Annotated in this window: 15 protein-coding genes; 9 read left to right on the forward strand and 6 right to left on the reverse strand. The window is 73.1% G+C overall.

The genetic code is table 11. The annotated features are described in order from the left end of the window. Positions 1 to 43: 43 nt before the first annotated feature. Positions 44 to 1,180, reverse strand: a complete 1,137-nt coding sequence (locus ACIQK6_RS04080; RefSeq protein ID WP_329105176.1) for a nitric oxide synthase oxygenase — start codon at positions 1,178 to 1,180, stop codon at positions 44 to 46. Positions 1,181 to 1,393: 213 nt separating this feature from the next. Further along, positions 1,394 to 1,987: a GNAT family N-acetyltransferase gene (locus tag ACIQK6_RS04085; RefSeq protein WP_402694249.1), complete on the reverse strand. Its 594-nt coding sequence runs from the start codon at positions 1,985 to 1,987 to the stop codon at positions 1,394 to 1,396. Positions 1,988 to 2,129: 142 nt separating this feature from the next. On the opposite strand from ACIQK6_RS04085, the gene ACIQK6_RS04090 reads away from it, so the two are divergent. Then, on the forward strand, positions 2,130 to 4,427 hold the full coding sequence (locus ACIQK6_RS04090; RefSeq protein WP_402694250.1) for a HelD family protein: 2,298 nt from the start codon (positions 2,130 to 2,132) through the stop codon (positions 4,425 to 4,427). On the opposite strand, the gene ACIQK6_RS04095 is transcribed toward ACIQK6_RS04090, so the two are convergent. Further along, positions 4,417 to 5,910 (reverse strand): FUSC family protein, encoded by a 1,494-nt coding sequence (locus ACIQK6_RS04095; RefSeq protein ID WP_402694290.1) that lies wholly within the window; start codon positions 5,908 to 5,910, stop codon positions 4,417 to 4,419. The genes ACIQK6_RS04090 and ACIQK6_RS04095 overlap by 11 nt on opposite strands. 416 nt (positions 5,911 to 6,326) lie before the next feature. Here ACIQK6_RS04095 and ACIQK6_RS04100 point away from each other — a divergent pair, with 416 nt between their 5' ends. After that, positions 6,327 to 6,797, forward strand: a complete 471-nt coding sequence (locus ACIQK6_RS04100) for a MarR family winged helix-turn-helix transcriptional regulator (protein WP_402694251.1) — start codon at positions 6,327 to 6,329, stop codon at positions 6,795 to 6,797. Between the two features lie 160 nt (positions 6,798 to 6,957). Continuing rightward, complete coding sequence (locus ACIQK6_RS04105) at positions 6,958 to 10,035, forward strand: BTAD domain-containing putative transcriptional regulator (RefSeq protein WP_329105168.1); 3,078 nt, start codon at positions 6,958 to 6,960, stop codon at positions 10,033 to 10,035. 50 nt (positions 10,036 to 10,085) lie between these two features. Here the strand turns inward: ACIQK6_RS04105 and ACIQK6_RS04110 are convergent, their stop codons facing one another. Next, complete coding sequence (locus ACIQK6_RS04110) at positions 10,086 to 10,307, reverse strand: hypothetical protein (protein ID WP_329105166.1); 222 nt, start codon at positions 10,305 to 10,307, stop codon at positions 10,086 to 10,088. 200 nt (positions 10,308 to 10,507) lie between these two features. On the opposite strand from ACIQK6_RS04110, the gene ACIQK6_RS04115 reads away from it, so the two are divergent. From ACIQK6_RS04115 to ACIQK6_RS04140, 6 genes are all read left to right on the forward strand, one after another. After that, positions 10,508 to 12,379, forward strand: coding sequence for a BTAD domain-containing putative transcriptional regulator (locus tag ACIQK6_RS04115; protein ID WP_402694252.1), 1,872 nt, complete (start codon positions 10,508 to 10,510; stop codon positions 12,377 to 12,379). Positions 12,380 to 12,471: 92 nt separating this feature from the next. Continuing rightward, the gene (locus ACIQK6_RS04120) at positions 12,472 to 15,768 is read left to right on the forward strand and encodes an amino acid adenylation domain-containing protein (protein WP_329105162.1); all 3,297 of its coding nucleotides are present in this window, start codon (positions 12,472 to 12,474) and stop codon (positions 15,766 to 15,768) included. A gap of 54 nt (positions 15,769 to 15,822) precedes the next feature. After that, on the forward strand, positions 15,823 to 17,223 hold the full coding sequence (gene glyA, locus ACIQK6_RS04125) for a serine hydroxymethyltransferase (RefSeq protein ID WP_329105160.1): 1,401 nt from the start codon (positions 15,823 to 15,825) through the stop codon (positions 17,221 to 17,223). After that, entirely contained in the window at positions 17,220 to 17,909 is a 690-nt protein-coding gene (locus ACIQK6_RS04130; protein WP_329105158.1) for a DUF2461 family protein, read from the forward strand. The genes glyA and ACIQK6_RS04130 overlap by 4 nt, the downstream gene beginning before the upstream one ends. Further along, positions 17,906 to 18,976: a threonine aldolase family protein gene (locus tag ACIQK6_RS04135; RefSeq protein WP_402694253.1), complete on the forward strand. Its 1,071-nt coding sequence runs from the start codon at positions 17,906 to 17,908 to the stop codon at positions 18,974 to 18,976. The genes ACIQK6_RS04130 and ACIQK6_RS04135 overlap by 4 nt, the downstream gene beginning before the upstream one ends. A gap of 26 nt (positions 18,977 to 19,002) precedes the next feature. Further along, on the forward strand, positions 19,003 to 19,584 hold the full coding sequence (locus ACIQK6_RS04140) for a GNAT family N-acetyltransferase (RefSeq protein WP_329105153.1): 582 nt from the start codon (positions 19,003 to 19,005) through the stop codon (positions 19,582 to 19,584). 64 nt (positions 19,585 to 19,648) lie between these two features. On the opposite strand, the gene ACIQK6_RS04145 is transcribed toward ACIQK6_RS04140, so the two are convergent. Together ACIQK6_RS04145 and ACIQK6_RS04150 are read right to left on the reverse strand one after the other, a co-directional pair. Next, on the reverse strand, positions 19,649 to 20,794 hold the full coding sequence (locus tag ACIQK6_RS04145; protein WP_402694254.1) for an acyl-CoA dehydrogenase family protein: 1,146 nt from the start codon (positions 20,792 to 20,794) through the stop codon (positions 19,649 to 19,651). Beyond that, positions 20,791 to 21,981: an acyl-CoA dehydrogenase family protein gene (locus tag ACIQK6_RS04150; RefSeq protein WP_329105149.1), complete on the reverse strand. Its 1,191-nt coding sequence runs from the start codon at positions 21,979 to 21,981 to the stop codon at positions 20,791 to 20,793. The genes ACIQK6_RS04145 and ACIQK6_RS04150 overlap by 4 nt, the downstream gene beginning before the upstream one ends. Positions 21,982 to 21,988 lie beyond the last annotated feature (7 nt).

Below are 21,988 nucleotides of genomic sequence, written 5' to 3' on the forward strand. Positions count from 1 at the left end.
CTCACCCTGCCGGATCCGTCCGGAGCCGACGGTAACAGAAGGTCTAGACCAAATCCCGCCCTTGGGCCCGCCCCTGCGCGCCACGGTGGTGGACGTAGGCCGTACTGCTGCTGCGGTCCTCGTAGGTGCGGTGGAAGACCGGGGTGGCGGAGCCGGAGATCGGCGGCACGATCCAAGACCAGTCGGCGCCCACCTCACGCCCCTTGCGCTCCTCCCGTTCCATGTGCGCCAAGAAGCGCCGGGACTCGGTGTGGTGGTCGGCGATCGTGACCCCGGCGCGGTCGAAGGAGTGCAGGACGGCCCGGTTCAGTTCGACGAGCGCGCGGTCCTTCCAGAGGGACCGGTCGCTGGAGGTGTCCAGCCCCATGCGGCGGGCGACGGCGGGGAGCAGGTTGTACCGGTCGGTGTCGGCCAGGTTGCGCGCGCCGATCTCGGTACCCATGTACCAGCCGTTGAAGGGCGCGGCCGGATAGTGGATGCCGCCGATCTCCAGGCACATGTTGGAGATGGCGGGTACGGCGTGCCAGCGCAGTCCCCAGTCCGCCCAGCCGTCGCCGTCGGGATGGCCGATCGGGACTTCCAGGACGGCGTCCGCGGGGGTGTCGAACCAGCGGGGTTTGTCGTCGACGCCCTGCACCACCAGCGGCAGGAGGTCGAAGGGGGTGCCGGGGCCGCCGGACCAGCCGAGCCGGAGGAGGGCCTCGGTCAGCGGAGCGTTGCGGGCGTCGCCGACGGTTATGGACGGATGGTCTCCGTAACCTGCGTACCTGACCAGCTGCTCGCTCCAGATCAGCGGGCCGGGCCGGTCCGGGGCGTCCGGGGCGAAGACCGTGATCGTGGCCCTGACCCGGCCCCCGTTGGTCGCCTCGCGCAGGTGGTCGAAGCACTCGGCGGCGATGTCGTCGGCGTCGGTGAGCCCGCGGCGGTCGCGGACCCGCAGCGAGTTCCAGTAGAGCCGCCCTATGCAGCGGTTGCTGTTGCGCCAGGCGACCCGGGCTCCGTGGACCAGCTCCTGGGGGGTGTGCACATAACTGCCGGTCTCGGCGAGCTCGGCCCTCACGGCGGCGAGCCGGGCGCGCGGATCACCGGTGTCCGCGTTCTCCCGGTGGAAGAGGCGGATGAACTCCTCGGCCGCTTCCCACACTTGAGCGGTGGTGGAGCGCTGTTGAAGGATTTCCATTCCGGGCGGTTACCCCCTGTCCGACCAGATCCACCCTGTGCATGCCGGATGAATGTGCAGTAAACAATTACCCGTTGTACATGTCGCAGGTCAGCGTGGGGCGGTCGGCCATGAGGGAGCACCCCTCCGGGTGCTCCCTCATGAATCGGGCCGCGGCGGGGCACGCGGGGGCGTACGATCCGGCGCGTCGACGGGATTCGGCCACGCGCCGGTTCAGCGGCAGGGACGGCTCATGTAGAGCGCGTGCTCGCCGGCCGCGGGCGTGCCGCCGTACAGCGCGGTGTCGAGGCCGCAGAAGGTGAAACCCATGCGCCGATAGGCGTGCACCGCCGGGGCGTTGACCGAGCTGACCTCCAACCACAGGTGCTCGGCGCCCCGTTCGCGGGCGAACCGCTCGGCGCACTCCACCAGTGCGCGGCCGATGCCGCGGCCCCGATGGTCGGGCGACACCTCGATGTCCTCGATGGTCAGCCGTCGGTTCCAGGGGGCGTAGCCGACGGCGGCGAACCCGCAGAGCAGGTCCCCGTCGAGGGCCACGAAGGTCCGCGCGTCGGCGTCCGGGTCCTGACCGCCGCCGAAGACCTGCTCGTCGTGCTCCTCCGGCGGGAACGTCTTGTGCACGGGCGGATCCACGGGGACCTCCCGGAGCAGGAAGCCGAAGCCCGCGCCGTCGCCCGAGCCGGGGTCGCTCACCTCGAACACCGTGTCGGTGGTGAAGGAGCTGTCCAGGGCCTCGATGGCGCCCGCGTCCTCGGGACGGGCGGGGCGGTAGACGATTCCGTCGGCTGAACCGTGTGCGGTGGTCATGAGATCCACCGTACGCAAAAAATCCCCCGGCCGAATTGACTGCCGAGGGAGAAGAGAGAGCGTATATTAAATAGTTCACGACTTCGCCCGACCGAAGTCATGGTGAAGCTCACGAGGACACCGTATCGCGACAGGAGCGCAATTGTCAACCGAGGAATTCCGAAAAGAGCAGCAATTCGTCACCGACCTCTATCGGCGCCTCGACGGTTTGCGTGACCAGGCCGAACGGGCGGTCGAAGGGGCGCTGCGCGATGTCGGTACCGGGCTTCAGGCCCGCCTGGAGCGGGACGTCCTGGTAGCCGAGCAGTCCGGTCTGCTTTCCGCCCTGAATGCGGGTGAGAACGGCCTCTGTTTCGGCCGTCTGGAGTTCTCCGACGGCCGCGACCACCACATCGGTCGGATCGGAATCCGGGCCGATGACGCGCAGCGCACTCCGCTGGTCCTGGACTGGCGGGCGGACGTGGCCCGCCCCTTCTACCTCGCCACCGGCCACACCCCCATGGGGCTGCGCCGCCGCCGGCACATCAGCAGCCGGGGGCGCGTGGTCACCGCCCTGCACGATGAGATCCTCGACCTGACCGACGCGGAGCGCACCGGCCACGAGGGCGCCGACGCGGACGCCGTGCTGCTCGCCGCGCTCGACGCCGCCCGGACCGGCCGGATGCACGACATCGTGCGCACCATCCAGGCCGAGCAGGACCGGATCATCCGCTCCACGCACCACGGGGTGCTGGTCGTCGAGGGCGGTCCCGGCACCGGCAAGACCGCGGTCGCGCTGCACCGCGCCGCGTACCTGCTGTACGCGCAACGGGAGCTGCTCGCCAAACGCGGAGTGCTGATCGTCGGACCGGGCCCGGCCTTCCTCGGCTACATCGGCGGGGTGCTCCCGGCCCTCGGCGAGACGGGCGTGTTGCTGGCCACCCCGGGTGAGCTCTTCCCGGGCGTGCACGCCACCGCCGCCGACCGCCCCGGAGCCGCCGCCGTGAAGGGGCGGGCCGCGATGGCGGAGGTCCTCGCCAAGGTCGTGGCCGGCCGGCAGTGCCTGCCGGAGACCGTACCGGCGGACACCGGCGAGGAGTACGACACCGTGCCCGAACCGGCGCTGGAGATCGACCACGAGGAGTACGGGACCCTGCTGCTGGACCGCACCATGGCGTACCGGGCGCGGGACCGGGCCCGGGCCACCGGGCTGCCGCACAACCAGGCGCGCCCCTCCTTCGCCTTCCCGATCATCGATGCGCTCACCGCGCAGCTCGCCGACCGGCTGGGCGCCGATCCCTACGGCGGTCCGAACCTGCTGGGCTCGGACGACATCGCCCAGCTCGGCAAGGAGATCGCGACGAGCGCCGCCGTGCACGCGGCGATCGATTCGCTGTGGCCCTCCCTCACCCCGCAGCGCCTGGTCCGCGACTTCCTGGCGGAGCCCACGCACCTGCCCGCGCACGAGGCCGACCTGATCCGGCGCGCGCCCTCGGCCCGGCCGGAGTGGACCCCGGCCGACGTGCCGCTCCTGGACGAGGCTGCCGAGCTGCTCGGCGAGGACGACACCGCCCGGCAGGCCGCCGAGGAGCAAGAGCGGCAGCGGCGCATCGCCTACGCGCAGGGGGTGCTGGACCTGTCCGAGGGCTCCCAGTCGTACGAGTTCGAGGACGAAGAGAGCGAGTACCTCGCGGCCCACGACATCATCGACGCGGAGCGGATGGCCGAGCGGCACGAGGAGGCCGACCACCGCAGCACCGCCGAGCGGGCCGCGGCCGACCGCACCTGGGCCTTCGGGCACGTGATCGTGGACGAGGCGCAGGAGCTGTCGGCGATGGCGTGGCGGCTGCTGATGCGGCGCTGCCCGACCCGGTCGATGACCCTGGTCGGCGATCCGGCGCAGACGGCCGACGAAGCGGGGTGCGGCTCGTGGGAGCGGGTCCTCGCACCGTACGTGGGCGAGCGCTGGAAGCTGGTCCGGCTGGGGGTCAACTACCGCACGCCGGCCGAGATCATGGAGGTGGCGGCGGCCGTGCTGCGCACGCGCGATCCCGGCTTCGAACCGCCGCGTTCGGTGCGGGCCACCGGGGTGCGGCCGTGGGCGCACGCGACCGGTGACCTGGCGGCGGCGACCCGGGAGGCGGTGGCGCGGGAGCTGCCGGCCGAAGGTCGGCTCGCGGTGATCGCGCCGCGGGCGCGGCACGGGGCGCTGGCCGCCGTACTGCCGGGGGTGCGCGCGGGCGCGGAGCCGGACCTGACCCGGCAAGTGGTCCTGCTGGACCCGCGCCAGGCCAAGGGGCTGGAGTTCGACACGGTGATCGTGGTGGAGCCGGACGAGCTCCGGCCGAGCGACCTGTACGTGGCGCTGACCCGGGCCACCCAGGCCCTCGGGGTGGTGCACACCGCCGGCCGGCTGCCGGCGGGGTTGGCGGACACGGCGGAGGGGTTGCTCAGGCGCTGATGACCAGCGGCGCCCGGGGGTCGGTGCGCAGCGGGGTCGCCAGTGCCACGAGGGTGTGCTCGAGGCCGTGGAGGTGGGCGAGGGCCGGTTCCGCCGCGGCCGGCCGGGGGTGCGGCACGGTGGCGGGACCGGGAGCGCCGTGCGGGGCGGTCAGGGCCTCCACCGCGGCCTCCACGCGCCAGCAGGCGGCGGCCAACCGGGCGTCGTGCGAGGCCTGCGGGTCGGCGGCGACGGCGACCAGCCCGCGCACGTCCCGGGCGCAGTCGTCGAGCAGCGCGAGCACCTGCCGGGCCCGGGCCTTGCGGGCGCGCAGCGGGCTCAGCGGGTGGACGAGCGGCGCCAGCGCCATCCGTACCCTGCCCAACAGCAGCTCCAGCTCGGCGGCGTGCGGGGCGGGGTCGGCATCCGGGTCGCCCGCGAGGCGTTCCAGGGCGGCCGCGGTGGAGGCGCGCACGCAGTGCAGGGCGCGCTGGATCCACGCGTCGTTGGCGGCGTGGGTGGTGACCGGAAGGATGATCACGACGGCCAGGGCGGCGCCGATCGCACCGATGGCGGTCTCCTGGAAGCGCAGGAGCAGCAGTCCGGGATGCAGGACGCCGAGGAGGCCGTAGAGCAGCCCGGCCATCACGGTGACGAAGAACATCATCCAGGAGTACGAGGGCGCGGCCGTGTAGAAGATCCCGAAGACGCACACGGCGACCAGGGCCGCGGTGGGCGCCGGCGCGCCGTGCAGGGGTACGGCGATCAGCAGTCCGGCGGCGATGCCGACGACGGTGCCGAGGACGCGGCGGAAGCCCCGCACGAGGGTCTCGCCCCGGGAGGCGGTGTTCACGAAGATCCACCAGGAGGTGCCGACGGCCCAGTACCAGCGGTCGTCGGAGAGCGCCTGGCCGATGCCGAGCGCGAAGGCGCAGGCGGCGGTGGCCTGGAAGGCCTGCCGGGTGGTCGGCCGCGCGAGCCCGGTTCCGGGCAGGCCGGGCGGGGCCGCGGTGGGCGGGGTGCGCCGTTCGATGGGCCACAGCAGGAAGCGCACGGCTCCGGCGGCCAGGAGCGCCAGGCCCACGGCGGCGTACAGCTCGGGCAGTTGCCCGGGACGGGCGTGCAGGAACTGGGTGACGAAGAACATCATGAAGGCGAAGATCCCGAGGGCGTGTCCGCGCGGGCCGTAGCGGCGGGCGTACACCCCGGCGAACACGACGGCGAGGAAGGCGCCGTCCCGGGCGAGCGGCACCCCGTGCAGGGCGGTGGCGAGGGCCAGGACGGGGAATCCGGCGACGGGCAGCAGGGCGGTGGTGCGGCGCTGGGCGCGGACGTCCGCGTCGAGCACGGTGAAGAGGGCGAGCAGGGCCGCCAGTCCCCCGGTGATGGAGGCGGTCAGGGAGAGGCCGCACACCTCGGCGAGGGCGACGGCGGCGGCGACGCCGATCACCGCGCGGGCCGAGTTCCGCAGTCTCATACGCCCCGGATCCGGAGCCACGAACATCCTCTTCACGGCGGTGTGCCGCCCCCCTTGCAGTGCTGCGCGCCGGCCCGGCGCCGCCCGGGGGTGGTGGGCGGCGGACGGGCACGGCGAAGGCGCCGCGCTCCGGAACCGGCTTCGTTGCCGTCCGGCGCTGCGCGGCGCCGTAAGTACATGGATACGCCACAGATAAGCATCCGGGGGCCCGCTGGCTCAACCCGGCTCATGGGGACTGGGCCATTGGTACATCATTCGAGTCGACTTATCGGCCATGGGCCTGCCAGTGGACCAGCTTGCCGGGCACCCTCCGGGGACCGGGGTCACCACCCCGACGGACCCGGCGCACCGGCCGGGTCCCGCCGCCGTGGCCGACTCTCGTCCACGTGACCACGCGCTGTTATCGTGCAGCGACCCGCGGGACGTACGGAAGGGGACCGACGTTGGCGCGCACGGCGGAGTCCGGGGAGGCCGAGGCGTTCAGCCGGGCCGCCGTGGCGGTCTTCCGGCTGAACGGACGGTTCACCGCGGCCCTCGACCGGCTCGCGCTCCCCTCGGGGCTCAGTGCTGCGCGCTGGCAGATACTCAGCACGGTGACGGGAGAATCACTGTCCGTGTCCGCCGTGGCCCGACGGGTGGGGACCACCCGGCAGAGCGTGCAGCGCATAGCGGACCTGCTGGTGCGACAGGGGCTCGCGGTCTATCTGGACAACCCGGCGCACCGGCGCGCCAAGCTGCTCACCGCCACCGAGCAGGGCGTGGCCGCGAAACGGGAGATCGACTCCTGCTTCGCCGAGCTGGCGCGGCAGCTGTGCGAGGGCCTCGGCGGCGAGGAAGAGGTATACCGCACGGCCGAGGTGCTGCGGGGCCTGTCCGGCGCATTGTCGTCCATCGGATCCGATGACTCTCAGTGAGGCCCGTGCACTTGCCCACCGCTATACAGACAAGCTGGCCTGAAACTGCCCATGTTTTTCCCAAGAGTTGACTGCACCGAGGAACGCTCTTTGCGGTACCGTTCGCGCCTGACGCGGGGTTTCAAGGCCGGGGGACCTTTTGAATCGGTTTGTCTTCAGAGTGCTGGGACCACTGCTCGTCCAGACCGATGACGGTCCGTTGCGCATCAACGGCCGGCGCCAGGCCACGGTCCTGTCGATGCTGCTGCTCTACGCAGACCGGATCGTTTCGGTGGACACCCTGGTGGACGCCGTTTGGCCGGAATCTCCGCCGGCGACGGCCCGCAACCAGATCGCCATCTGCGTGGCCACCCTCCGCAAGACCTTCAAGCAGGCCGGGGTGACCGATCTGCTGATCACCTCTCCCCCGGGCTACCTGCTGGCCAAGGGAGAGCACCGGATCGACGTCCAGGAGTTCATGGAGCGGGCCGAACGGGGGCGGGACGCCGCCCGGCACGGGCGGACCGAAGAGGCGTGCGCGCAGTTCGAGGAGGCGCTCAGCATCTGGCGGGGCTCCGCGCTGGACGAGCCCTCCGGATCCCGGTTGGAGGCGGAGACCACCAGGCTGGAGCAGATGCGGCTCGCGCTGGTGGAGGAACGTGCCGGGCTGATGCTCCAGCTGGGCCGCCACCGCGCGCTCACCGGTGAGCTCACCGAGCTGGTGGCCCGGCACCCCCTGCGCGAGCAGTGCCGCGAACACCTCATGCTGGCGCTGTACCGGTCGGGGCAGCGGGCCGAGGCCCTCGAGGTGTTCCTGCACGGCCGCCGGTTACTCACCGAGCAGCTCGGGATCGAACCGGGTCCCGGACTGCGCCAGCTGCACGAACTGATCCTGCGCGACTCCCCCGAACTGACCCGTCCCCCCGCCACGGCGGCACCCGCGCCGGCGGCCCTGAGCACCATCCCGGCACAACTGCCCGCGGACGTGATGGCGTTCACCGGCCGGCAGGGGGAGATGACCTCGCTGGACCGGCTCCTGAAGGAGCCCTACAACCCGCACACCCCGGCGCTGGCGACCATCGTCGGCGTCGGCGGAGTGGGCAAGACCGCACTCGCGGTGCACTGGGCGAGCCAGGTGGCCGACCAGTTCCCGGACGGCCAGCTCTTCGCCGATCTGCGCGGGTACGACGAGGAGCACGCACCGGTGTCCCCCGCCGCCGTGCTCGACCGCTTCCTACGGGCCCTCGGGATCGGCGCGCCCCAGATACCGGCGGATCCCGACGAGCGGGCCTCGCTGTTCCGGAGCCTCCTCAGCACCCGCAAAACCCTGATCGTCCTGGACAACGTACGCTCCTTCCACCAGCTCAGACCCTTGCTCCCGGGTGGCGGACGCAGCGTGGTGCTGGCCACCAGCCGGGAGAGCCTGGGCGATCTGACCGGGGACTACACGGCGCTGACCCTGCGGTTGCGGATGCTGGAGCCGACCGAGGCGACGGCGCTGCTGATCAAACTGGCCGGGGCCGACCGGTTCGGCAGCGACCCGGTGGCGGTGGAACAGCTCGGCGCCCTGTGCGACTGCCTTCCCCTCGCGCTGCGGATCGCGGGCGCGCGACTGGCGGCCAAACCCAATCTGAGCGTACGGAGCCTGGTGGCGCGGCTGCGCGACCACCGCTCCCGCCTCGACGTGCTGAGCCCGGGCGAGGGCGGGGTGCGCGCCGGCTTCCGACTCACCTACCGGGACCTACCGCCGGAGACGGCCCGGATGTACCGCAGGCTCGGCCTGTTGCGCACGGCGGACTTCGCCGCCTGGGCGGGGGCGGCCGTACTGGACACCGACGTGTGGCACGCGGAGGAACTGATCGACCAGCTGGTCGACGCGCAGCTGCTGGAGGTGGCCGACGCCGAGCCCGGGCGGGCCGCACGGTACCGCTTCCAGGACCTGCTTCGGCTGTTCGCCCGCGAGCGGGCGGAGTCGGACGAGCCGGAGGGGGAGACCGACGCCGCACTGGAGCGGGCGTTCGCGTCCTGGCTCTGGCTGGCCGAGGAGGCGCACCGGCGGATCGACGGGCGCCGGTTCCCGGTGGGCCGGACGCCGACGCCGGCCCCGGGCTTCCTGCCGGAGCTGGCCGACGAGCTGCTGGCCGCGCCGATGGACTGGTTCGAGTCGGAGCGCACGGCGGTGACGGACCTGGTGGCGCACGCGGCGGAGACGGGCCGGGCCCGGTACGCGTGGACGCTGACCGAGAGCGCGGTACCGCACTTCGAGACGAAGAACTACCTGGAGGACTGGCGGCGCTGCGCCGAGCAGGCGCTGGCCTCGGCCCGGCGCACCGGCGACGAGCCGGGCGAGGCGACGATGCTGCGGCTGCTCGGGTCATTGGCGATCTACCAGCGGCGGTACGAGCAGGCCGAGGGCTGGAACATGGCCGCGCTACGACTCCTGCGAACCACCGGTGACGTGGGCGGGGCGGCGCTCGCCCAGCGGAACCTGGCCATGTGCGCGCGGTTCCAGGGGGACTGGGAGCGGGCCCTGGAACACTGCGGGGCGGCCCTCAACGGGTTCCACGCGTCGGGTGACATCGGGAACGAAGCCCATCTGCTCGGCTTCCAGGCGCAGATCGAGCTGGACCGGGGCAACGTGGGCGGCGCGCTGCCGCTCGCGGAGCGGGCGGTGGCCCTGAGCCGGCGTACCGGGTCGGTGCGGGCGGAGGCGCAGAGCGTGTACCGGCTGGCCGAGGTCCGGCTGCGGGCGGGAGATCTGGGCGAGGCCGCGGAGGCCTTCGGCGCGGTGCTGCGGCTGACCCGGGGCGAGGGCGACCGGGTCGGGGAGGCGCACGCGCTGCGGGGGCTGGGGCAGACGCAGTGGAGCCAGGGCCTGCTGTCGGCGGCGGGAGGGACGCTGCAGCAGGCCCTGGAGATCACGAATGAGCTGGCGGACCGTTTCCTGTACGCCCGGGTGGAGACCGATCTGGGATGTGTGGAGGCGATCGGCGGCCGCCCGGCGGAGGCGGCGGAGCGGTTCCGGCGGGCGCGGGCCGCGTTCGGCGAGGTCGGCGCGCAGCCCTGGCGGGCGCAGGCGGGCCGGCTGCTGGCGGCGGTCCAGAACGCGGCGGCCGGGCCGGACGGTGCGGGTGAACCGGGCAGTGCGGGTGGTGCGGGTGGTGCGGGCGAGCCGGGCGGTGGGGGCGCCGGTGAGCTGCCGCATCGTTCCTTCACTGCAGCGGAACTGACCTTGCTGCTGACGCACCCGGAGGACTAGTCGGCCTGACGGCCGCCGGCGCGTCGTGGGGCGGGCAGGAGCGGAGCGGGTCAGCCCCAGGGCATGTCGCCGTGCGTGCCGGCGGAGCCGTGGCGCGGGGGGTCCACCGGCTTGACGACGCCCCACGGCATGTCGTCGTCGGCCTGCACGGTGGTGTGCGTGTCCGCCCACACGGCGTTGGCGCCCCCCGCGCCGACGAACGCCCCTGCAAGAACGACCAGGCAGGCCGCCGCCGTCGTGTTCGCCGTCTTCACCGTCAGCGTGCTGCGCATCTGGGAATCCCCTCTCGGTGGAGTATCACTGCCGCTCGCTGCGGCATGAATGGAACAGTAGGGACGCCTCCTTTTTCTTCTGTGTTCCATCGATTTCGTGACCCGGTCCGCCCTCGAAATCGCCACGATATCGAGGAGACAACGCACTCCACTAGCTTCGTTCAGAGATTCTTCTCCATGAATCACGGATGGGGCGGTAGATGGAATTCCGAGTGCTCGGGCCAGTCGAGGTACGCCGGGACGGCCGCCGGGTCCCCTTCTCCGGGGCGAAGCTGCACACCGTGCTCGCGGCGCTCCTCGTGGCCCGTGAAGAGGTGATCTCCGACGAACGGCTGTGCCGGCTGCTGTGGGGATGGGCTCCACCGGCCACCGTCAGCGCACAGCTCTACACCTATGTTTCCCGCTTGCGCAAGATTCTCGGCGACGACGTTCTGATCGATCGCCGGCCGCCCGGATATGCCATGAGCATCGGTAATGCGACCCTCGACCTGAGCGAATTCGAGAAGCTGGCGTTCAGCGGCCGCGAGGCGCTGGTCGCCGAGGACTTCGAAAAGGCCGGTGAGCTGCTGCGCCGTGCCCTGGCCCGGTGGAACGGCCTGCCCTTCGCCAACGCCACGGAATACCTCGCCGACGCCGAGGCGCCGCGACTGAGCGAGGCCCGGGCGGTCACCCTGGAGCACCGCATCGCGGCCGATCTCGCGCTGGGCCGGCACGAGCAGATCACCGGCGAGCTCACCGGCCTGGTCGCCGAGTTCCCGTTGCGCGAGCGCATCCGGTGCCAGCTGATGACCGCCCTGTGCCGGTCGGGGCGGCAGGCGGACGCCATCCACCTCTACCACCACGGGCGCGCGGTGCTCGCCGACGAGCTGGGCGTGAACCCCGGCGAGGAGCTCCAGGCCACCTACCGGGCGCTGCTGGAGGGCACGCTGGACCGGCAGCCGCGCTCGACGCCCGCCGTGCTGACCGGCTCCCGGCGGGGCGCGGCCGGTCGCCCGGACGGCGCCCCGGCCATGCTGCCCCCCGACACCGTCGACTTCACCGGTCGGGAGCCCGAACTGGAGCTGCTCTGCCGCGCGCTGGCCCCCGATGCGCAGGGCCCCGGGCGGCCCCGCCGGGTCCTGGTCACCGGCATGGCCGGACTCGGCAAGACCGCCCTGGCCGTCCACGCGGCCCACCGCTGCCAACGACACTTTCCCGACGGGCAGTTGTACGCCGACCTGCGCGCGCCCGACGGCACTCCCCGGCACCCGACCCGGGTGCTGCGCGGGCTGCTGCGCGCGCTGGGGCCGATGGACGACGCACCGGACACCGAGGACCAGGACCAACTGGTCCGGCTCTACCGGGAGCGGACCCGGGGCAGGCAGCTGCTGATCGTGCTGGACAACGCCTCCGGGGCGGCCCAGTTGGGGCCGCTGCTGCCCAACACCCCGGAGCCGGCGGTCCTGGTCACCGGGCGGACCGCCCTGCCCACCGTGGCCGGGGCGCACACCGTGGCCCTGGCCCCCCTGGCGCTGCGGGACTCGCTGGAGCTCCTCTCGGCCGCGGCCGGTCCCGCCCGATTGGCCTCGGCGCCCGGTGCGGCGTCCGCGATCGTCGAGCACTGCGCCGGTCTGCCGCTGGCCCTGCGGATCGTCGGGACCCGGATCGCCGCCCGGCCGCACTCCACCCCGGACCGGCTGGCGCGCCGGCTGGCGGATCCGGCCACCCGGCTGCGGGAGCTGCACTCGGGCGATCTGGACGTGCACGGATCGCTGTTGCCGTCCTGGCGGGCGCTGGACCCCGAGGTGCGGGCGGTGTTCCCGGCGCTCGCCGCGCTCGGCCCGCAGCCGTTCCCCGCCGCGCAGGCGGCGCTGTCGCTGGGCCTGCCGGAGACCGAGGCCGAGCGGCTGCTGGAAGCACTCGCCGACGCGGCCCTGCTCGAGGTCAGCGGCGCGGACGAGTGGGGCCAGCCCTGCTACCTATTCCATCCGCTCGTACGGCTCTTCGCGCTCTCCCTGGGCGAGGGGGCCACGGCCGACCGCAAGGCCGGTGCCCGGGCGGAACATAACCGGCGGCTAACTCACCGCCCCTAGCCTCGCCCTGCCCCGCAGCAGGGCGCTCCGGCCCCGTAACCACCCCGGGCACGCACCAGCCAACGGCCCGTAACACCGAATGGAGTTGGACCATGACCGAGCTCCTGCCCGCTCGCGCGGACAGTGCCGCGTCCTTCCCGATGACCGAGACGCAGCAGGCACTGATGATCGGGCGAGGTGAAGCAGTCGAGCTGGGCGGTATCGGCTGCTACGGATACTTCGAATGGGAGCGTGCGGACCTCGATCCCGAGCGTTTCGCCGCTGCCTGGCGCAAGGTGGTCGCCCGTCACGACATGCTCCGTGCGATCGGCCGCACGGACGGCACCCAGTGGGTGCCGGCCGACCCGCTGCCCTTCGAGATACCGGTCGTGGACCTGAGCGGGCTGTCCGCCGACGCCTCGCGGGAGCGGCTCGCCGCGCTGCGGGACGAGATGAGCCACGTGGTCTTCCCGGTGGGCAGCTGGCCGTTGTTCGACCTGCGGATCATCCGGCTGGGCGGTCCGGGGAACCCGAGCCGGGTCCACCTCGGGATCGACCTCCAGGTGCTGGACGCCTCCAGCGCCTTCCAGGTGCTCTTCCCCGAGCTGGTCGACCTCTACGAGGACCCGGACGCCGAACTGCCGGAACCCGGCATCGGCTTCGCCGAGTACGCCCGCTGGCGTGCGGACGCGCTGCCGCACACCGAGGCCTTCCGCGCCGCCCGCGACTACTGGCTGGCGCGCGTCCCCACCCTGCCACCGGCCCCCTCGCTGCCCACGGGCGGCTCCGCCGGCGACGGTCGCGAGGTGCGCTTCGACCGGCGCGAACACCGTCTCTCCCCCGAGGACTGGCAGCTCTTCTCGGCACGGGCGCGCGGGGCGGGGCTGACGCCGTCGGTCCTGCTGACCGCCGCCTTCGCCGAGGTGGTCCGGTGCTGGGCGGAGGAGTCCGACTTCACCATCAACTACCCGATCTTCCAGCGCCCGGCGGTGCACCCGGACATCACCGGCGTCCTCGGTGACTTCACCAACGCCGTGATGCTCGCCGCCGACGGTTCCGGCGCGACCTTCCTGGACCGGGCGCACGCCCTGCGCGACCAGCTCGCCCGCGACGCCGAGCACGGTGCCTTCAACGGCGTGCGCGTGCTGCGCGAGCTGACCCGGCTGCACGGGGTGGGCGCGCAGGCCGGCATGCCGGTGGTCGTGACCAGCCTGCTCGACTACCCGGTGCGCAGGCCCGTCACGGACCTGGGCCGGGAGGTGTACTCGATCTCGCAGACCCCGCAGGTTTCGCTCGACGTACAACTGCGCGAACTGGCCGGTGAGCTGCGCGTCATCTGGGACTTCGTCGACGGGGCGTTCGCGCCCGGCTTCGTCGACGCGGCCTTCGGCGTGTACGTGGACCTCCTGGAGCGCCTCACGCGGGACCCGGAGTCCCTGCACGTCCGGCGCTTCGACCTGATCCCGGCGGCCGAGCGGACGCTGCGCCGCCAGGTCAACGACACCGCCAGGCAGATCCCGTACACCACCTTGCACGAGCTGTTCGCCCAGCAGGTGGAGCGCACGCCCGGCGCCGAGGCCGTGGTGGACGGCTCCGGGCGGCGGCTGAGCTACGGCGAGCTGGCCTCGTACGCCTGGCGGATCGGGCACGCGCTGCGGGACCACGGTGCGGCCCCGGGCGAACTGGTCGCCGTGGTGATGGAGAAGGGCTGGGAGCAGTACGCCGCGGTGTACGGGATCCTCGCCTCCGGCGCGGCCTACCTGCCGCTGGACCCGTCCGTGCCGCCGGAGCGGCTGCGCCGGCTGCTCACCGAGGCCAAGGTCGACCGGATCCTCACCCAGTCCCGGCTGGACTCCAAGATCAGCTGGCCGCCCACGGCCCGCCGCTACCGGGTGGACCAGGACTTCGAGTCCGGGACCGACACCCGGCCCGACACCGCGCAGACCCCGGCGGACCTCGCCTACACGATCTTCACTTCGGGCTCGACCGGTGAGCCCAAGGGCGTCATGGTCGACCACATCGGCGTGGTCAACCTGATCCGCGACGTCGCGACACGCTTCGAGGTCGGTGCGCGGGACCGGCTGCTGGCCATCTCCGGGCTGCACTTCGACGCCTCGATCTACGACGTGTTCGGGGTGCTGACGCAGGGCGGGACCGTGGTGCTGCCGCCGCCGTTCGACCACGCCGAGCCCGATGTCTGGGCCGATCTGGTCCACGCCGAGCAGGTCACCCTGTGGAACTCCGTACCCGTCCTGATGGAACTCCTGGTCGGCGAGGCCGAGGTGCGCGAGCGGCGCGGCGGCGGCCGGCCCCTGGAGTCCCTGCGGCTGTCCGTGCTCTCCGGCGACTGGATCCCGCTGACGCTGCCGGACCGACTGCGGGCGCAGAGCCACCGGATCCAGGTGGTGGGTTCGGGCGGTCCGACCGAGACGATCTGCTGGTCGCTGTTCCAGCCGATCGGCGAGGTCGACCCCTCCTGGACGAGCATCCCGTACGGCAAGCCGATCACCAACCAGCGCTACTACATCGTCGATGCGGCCGCCCACGAGCGCCCGCTCGGCGTGGTCGGCGAGATGGCCGTGGCCAGCGACGTCGGGCTCGCGCTCGGCTACTGGAACGACGCGGAGCGCACCGCGAACCGCTTCGTGCACCTTCCGGAGAGCGGCGAACGCGCCTATCTGACCGGTGACCTGGGCCGGTACCTGCCGGACGGCAGCATCGAGATCCTGGGCCGGGACGACTTCCAGGTGAAGATCCAGGGCCACCGGATCGAGCTCGGCGAGATCGAGGCCGTGTTGCGCCAGGACGCCGAGGTCGAGGCGGCCGTGGTGGTGGCCCCGGCCAGCGCGCACGGGGTGCGGCGGCTGCACGCCTTCGTCGTGGCCGGGGCAGGGGCGGCCGGTCCGGTCCTGGAGCGGCTCGCCGCGCAACTGCCCGGCTACATGGTGCCGGCCGCGCTCACGGTGCTGCCGGAGCTACCGCTGACCCGCAACGGCAAGGTCGACCGGCTGCTGCTGGCCTCGTCCGCCGGGCGGCAGCAGTCCGCCGACGAGGCGGCCGTGCGCGACGCCGGGGACGGTCCGGGCAGCGCCCTGGAGCTCGTGCTGTGTGCGGCGGTCGCCGACATCCTGGGCCTGGACGGGGCGGCGCCCGGTGACAACTTCTTCAGCCTGGGCGGCGATTCGCTCAGCGGTACCCGGCTGGCCGGTCTACTCAAGGAGCTGCTGGGGGTGCCGGTGCCGGTGAAGACCGTGTTCCAGAACCCGCTGATCTCCGAGCTGGCCGGGAAGATCGCCGCGGACGAGCAGCACGGCGCGGAGGCGGTCGCAGCCGCCGAGGCCTTCGGCGAGCTGGAGGCGGACGGGCCCGACGCGGCCGACGGGACGGGCACCGCCGATGTGGACGGCTGAGGACACGCACCGGTTCAGCACGGTCATCACGGACGATTCCGAGAGGGGACAGTCATGAGTCTCACCCTGCCCGCGCCCGTCACCGAGCCGGAGCTGCCCGCGGCACCCGGCCCCGGCCCCGGTTCCGGACCCGATCCCGACCTGGTCGATTTCGCCGGGCACGCCGCGACACGGCTCAGAGAGCGCGACGGCGAGCTGTACACGCTGCTGGCCCGGGAGTCGGCGCGCCAGCGCGACACCCTGATGATGGTCGCGGCGTCCAGCGTCGCCGACCCCTCCGTGCTGGCCTGCGAGGGCAGCGCGCTCGGCAACCTGACCGCCGAGGGCTTCCCCGGGAACCGCTACCACGCCGGCTGCGGGGTCGCCGACGAGATCGAACGCCTCGCGATCGACCGGGCGTGCGCGGCGTTCGGGGCCCGGGACGCGATCGTGCAGCCGCACTCCGGGTCCTCCGCCAACCTCGCCGTGATCACGGCGCTGCTGAACCCCGGTGACTCCCTGCTCGGGCTGGACCTGGACTGCGGGGGCCACCTCACCCACGGCTCCCCCGCCTCGGTGACCGGCCGCTACTACCGCGCCCACGGCTACCGGGTGACACCGGAGGGGCTGCTCGATTACGACCAGATCCGCGAACTGGCCCTGGAGCACCGCCCGAAGCTGATCGTCTGCGGGGCGAGCGCGTACCCGCGCAGCATCGACTTCGCCCGCTTCCGGGAGATCGCGGACGAGGCCAACGCCTATCTGCTGGCCGACATCTCGCACATCGCGGGTCTGGTCGCGGCCGGCCTCCACCAGAGCCCCGTCGACCACGCCCACGTGACCACCACCAGCACCTACAAGCAGTTGTACGGCCCGCGCGGCGGTCTGATCCTGCTCGGCAAGGAGGCCCGCAAGGCCGGACCGGAGCGCGGCACCCTGGCAGCGACCCTGCGCCGCGCCGTGTTCCCCTTCACGCAGGGCACGCCCGACCTGGCCTCGGTGGCGGCCAAGGCGCGGGCCCTGGACTTCGTGGCGAGCCCGGACTTCGCGGAGGTCGCCAAGCGGCTGGCCGACGGCGCGCAGGCGATCGCGGAGCGGCTCCTGGACCGGGGGTTCCGGCTGGTCACGGGCGGTACGGACACCCACATGGTGCTCCTCGACCTGCGCGGCACCGGCGTCACCGGGGACGTCGCCGAGCAGGCCCTGGAGTCCTGCGGGATCGTGGTCAACCGCAACCGGGTCCCCGGCGACACCACACCGGTCCGGGTGACCGGCGGACTGCGGCTCGGCACCAACACGCTGGCCGCGCGCGGGATGGACCACGCGGTGGCCGCCGAGTGCGCCGACCTGGTCGCCGACGTCCTCACGGCGCTGCGCGCGCAGGGCGGCGCACTGCCGGACGCGCTGCGCGACCGGGTGCGCACCCGGGTCTCGGAGCTGTGCGCCGCCCACCCCCTGCCGGGGTACCTGCCGTGACCTTCAGCGGCTTCCCGCCCTCGGCACTGCGCCTGTACGAGGACCTCGCGGCCGACAACAGCAAGGAGGCGTGGCGGCTGCGCCACCGCGAGCGGTACGAGCGTGACGTACGTGCGCCGATGGACGAGCTGGCCGCTGAACTGGGCGCGCATTTCGCGGAGTCGACCGGATGGGGCGGGGTGCAGGTGCTCGGCCCGGTCCGGGACACCCGGATGTCCCACGACAAGTCCCCGTACAAGAGCTACCAGGGCGCCTATCTGGACCTGCTGCCCTGTCTGGGCCTCTGGGTGCACCTGGACCGGGACGGCCTGTACGCCTCCGGCCGCTGGTACCCGTACGCCGGGGCCGAGGTCGCCCGGTACCGCGCCGCCGTCGAGGAGGAGGACGGCGGCGCGGAGCTGGCCGCGATCGCGGGCCGGCTGGAGGAGCAGGGGTTCGTCCTGGGCGGCGACCGGCTCAAGTCCCGGCCGCGGGGGGTCCCGGCGGACCACCCGCGGCTGGACCTGCTGCGCCACCGCAAGATCGACGCGGGGCGCCGCCTCGGTCCGGACGCCGGGCTGCACACGGCGCGCGCCGGGGAGCTGGTGCGGGAGACCTGGCACCTGGTGCGCCCGCTGCTGGACTGGATGGCGGCCCGCGAACTCACCCCACGGCCCCGCGAACGAGGAGTTGACGTACCGTCATGACCATCGGGAGTTTCGAGACGGTCGATCTGCGCAGTGACACGGTGACCCGGCCGGGTACCGGGATGCGGGCCGCGATGGCCGCGGCCGAGGTCGGCGACGACCTGTTCGGTGAGGACCCGACCGTCCGCGCGCTGGAGGACCGGCTCGCCGGGCTCTTCGGCTTCTCCGGCGCCCTGTTCACCCCGTCCGGGGTGATGGCCAACCAGATCGCCCTGCAGCTCCTCGTCGGCCCCGGCGAGGAGCTGGTGTGCGACGCCGAGGCACACGTCCTGGCGCACGAGGAGGCCTCCCCGGCCCGCTACGGCGGGATCCAGACGCGCACGGTGACGGCGGAGCGCGGGGTGGTGACCGCGGCCCTGCTGGCCGGGGTCATCCGGCGGGGGAACCCGTACACGCTCGGCACCCGTGCGGTGGAAGTGGAGCAGACCCACACCCGGGCCGGCGGCACGGTCCACCCGCTGGACACGCTGCGCGCCGTACGGGAACTGACGTCCGGCGCGGGCCTGGCGGTCCACATGGACGGGGCCCGGATCTGGAACGCGATGGCGGCGACCGACACTTCGGCGCACCAGTACGGGCGGACGGCCGACTCGCTGTCCGTGTGCCTGTCGAAGGGGCTGGGCGCGCCCGTCGGGTCGGTGCTCCTGCTGTCGGCCGAAAGGCTACCGCGGGCCCGGAAGTTGCGGCACGGTCTGGGCGGCGGCATGCGCCAGTCGGGCATCCTGGCGGCTGCGGGACTGTACGCCCTGGACCACCACGTGGAGCGGATCGTCGAGGACCACGCCAACGCCGCGCTGCTGGCGGCGGGGCTGCGGGACGCGGGGTTCACCGTGCGCCCGCCGGAGACCAACATCGTCCTCATCGAGGTTCCCGGCGCCGACGAGGTCGTCGCACGGGCCGCGCAGGAAGGAGTACTGGTGACCGCGCCCGGCCCGGAGACGGTCCGGCTGGTCACTCATCTGGACGCAGGACGACAGGCGTGCCGGCGGGCCCTCGGGGTGCTGGCCGCCGTGATGACCGATGTCGTCACCGGGTCGCGGGACACCGCGGCCGCGGGACGCTCGTAAGAAGCGGAAGAGAGCGAAGTAGCAGCATGAGTTTAGAAGTACGGCCCGCCACGGCGGATCTGTGGGACGACATCCGCCAGGTGCTCCAGCCGAAGAAGAGCGCGCACACGTGCTGGTGCATGGCGTGGCGGCTGTCCACCGGCGAGTACGGGCGGCTCACGGCGGACGAGCGGGGCGAGCACCTGCGCGGCCTCATGGAGAAGGCCGATCCGCCGCCCGGGGTCCTCGGTTTCCTGGACGGCGAGGTGGCGGGCTGGTGCAACGTGGCCCCGCGCCGGCAGCTCGACCGGCTGACCGCCTCGAAGACGATCACACCGGTGGACGATCTGCCCGTGTGGTCGGTGACCTGTTTCGTCGTGCGCAAGGACTTCCGCGGCAAGGGGGTCGCCTCGGGTCTGCTGGAGGGGGCCGTCGAACACGCGCGCGCCCACGGCGCACCGGCCGTCGAGGGGTATCCGGTGGATCCGGAGGGCGGCCGGGTGAACCCGACGCTCGCCTACGTCGGGACGATGGACATGTTCGAGCGGGCGGGCTTCCGCCGGGTCCACCGCACCGAGGCCAAGAGCGACAAGCGGCACCGCTGGGTGATGCGCCGCGACCTGGTCTGACGGCCCGGTCGGTACGCGGAAGGGGCTCCCGCCGTGCGGGGGCCCCTTCCCTCGTGTGCGCCGGTCAGGGCGTGTGCGCGGCGAGGTCCCAGAGGTGGGCGGGACGCCCGCAGCGCATGGCCTCCCAGGCCGCGCGCCTGTAGCAGCCCGCCACCAGGCCGTCGCGGACCAGGCCCGAGGCGCCGTGCAGGTGGACCGCGTCACGGGTCACGTCGAGGGTGGTCTCCGCCGTGAGGGCGATCAGTCCCGCGGCCTCCCCCGCGGTGAGCCGGTCCTCGTCGAGGTCGCGGGCCGCGTCCCCCACGGCCCAGCGCACGGCGTCGAGGCGGGCCAGCAGGCCCGCCACGCGCAGCCGGGGGCCCTGGTGTTTGACCAGGGCCTGGCCGAACTGCTGCCGGCCGCGGATCCGGGAGACGACCGCGGTCAGGGCGGCCGCCGTGATGCCGGCCAGCAGCGAGGCCTGGTGGACGGCCGCGCGCAGCCCCACGCGGGCGAGGGCCTGTTCGGCGGCGAGTCCGCTCAGCAGCACCGCCTCGGCGGGCAGCCGCACCTCGTCGAAAACGGCACTGGCGACGGCTCCCCCGCCGTGGTCGCGCAACGGGCGGACCCGGACGCCCTCGGTGGGCAGGGGTACGAGCGCCACGCACGGGCCGTCGGGACCGCCGGCCAGGACCAGCAGGGCGCCCGGGCCGACTCCGGCGGCGAAGGGGCCACCGGTTCCGGTGAGGACGACGGCGCCGGTGTCCGCGTCCGGCTTCCAGGTGATGCCCGGCGGTACGGTGCCGCGCGGATCGGGCAGCCGGCCCGGCACGGCGAGTTCCAGTTCTCCGGTGCGCACCTGGTCCAGGACGTTGTCGGCGGCTTCGGGGGCCAGCGGGCCGAGGCCGGCGATCAGGTCCAGGGCGAGGAGGGTGTCGGTCAGCGGGACGGGCTGCATCGCGTTGCCCGCCTCCTCGCACACCATGGCGATGACCGCCTGGCCGAGGTCGAGGCCGTCGTGGCCGATGGGCAGGGCGAACTCCCACGCGCCGACCTGGGTCAGCGCCTCCCAGGCACCGACGGGGGTGTCCCCGTCGACCTCCAGGCCCTGGCGCACCGTGAGCCGGAGCTGCCGGAAGAGCGAGTCCTCGTCCTCCCGCACCCGCCAGCGCTCGGCCGTCGCCGGGCCCTGGCCGCCCGTGCCGTTCCCGCCTACCGCCTGTGAAGTCACGGCCGTACCTCCGCCCCTGAGTCGAGACGCAGCCGGGCCAGCGTCTCCAGCATCATTTCGGCGGTGCCGCCCGATATCCGCATCCCCGGGGCTTCGCGCAACGCCGCATCGAGTGGGTGTGCCACCCCGTCGACCTCGGGGTCGTCGAGGGTCATGCTCGTGTCGCCGTCGAGTTCGGCGGCCCACCAGGCCACCTCTGCGGCGAGTTCGGTGGTGTACCACTTGGCTGCGGCGGCCTCGTCCTCGTTGAGTTCGCCCCGGTCGAGGCGGGTGAGGACGCGGCGGACCAAAGTGCCCGCCGCGAGCAGCCGGGCGTTGAGCTTGGCCAGGCCGATCTGGTCGTGCTGGCCGGCCTCCAGCCGGTCGGTGTGGACCTCCAGCCGTTCCACGGCGGCCCGGTACCAGCGCAGCGCCTTGACGTAGTAGTCGAGTCCGGTGCGCTCGAAGGCGAGGGTCTTGACGACGATCGCCCAGCCCTGGCCGGTCTCGCCGACCACGTCGTCGGCGGTCACGGCCACGCCGTCGAGGGTGACCTCGTGGAAGGCGTCGTCGCCCATGCCCGGGATCTGCCGGATGGTGACCCCGGGCTGGGCCAGCGGGACGAGGAAGAGGCTGAAGGCGTCGTCCTCGCCGCGGGCCAGGCACAGCCCGTAGTCGGCGAGCCGGGCGAACAGCGAGTGGACCTTGGTGCCGTACAGCTTGTAGCCGCCCTTGCCGTCGGAGACGGCGCGGGTGGAGAGGATGTTGAGGTCGGAGCCGGCCTGGGGTTCGCTGAAGAGCACGCAGCCGAAGGCGGTGCCGGCGGCGAAGCCCGGCAGGTGCCGGGCCTTCATCGCCGGGCTCGCGACGTTGAGCAGGGTGGATCCGACGATCTGCACCGTGAGGGTGTGCAGCAGGTCGGGGACGTCGTGCATGGCCAGTTCCTCGACCAGCACGGCGGCCGCGACCTGGCTGATGCCGCGGCCGCCGTACTCTTCGGGCCACTGGGGCGCGAGCAGGCCCCGCTCGCCCAGGGCCCGGTGCAGCGGCCGGGGGTCGCGGGTGCGCCGGGCCTCGGCCACGGGGGCCGAGACCAGGATGTCGTGGATGTCCTCGCGCAGGGCCCGCATGGGGGTGCGGGGCACGTCGGCTCCGCTCCGTACGAGCCCGCAGTCCGCGGGCGCACGGTAGAACTCGGTGGTGAGCACGGGCAAC

The organism is Streptomyces sp. NPDC091682 (assembly GCF_044756625.1).
Classification (GTDB): domain Bacteria; phylum Actinomycetota; class Actinomycetes; order Streptomycetales; family Streptomycetaceae; genus Streptomyces.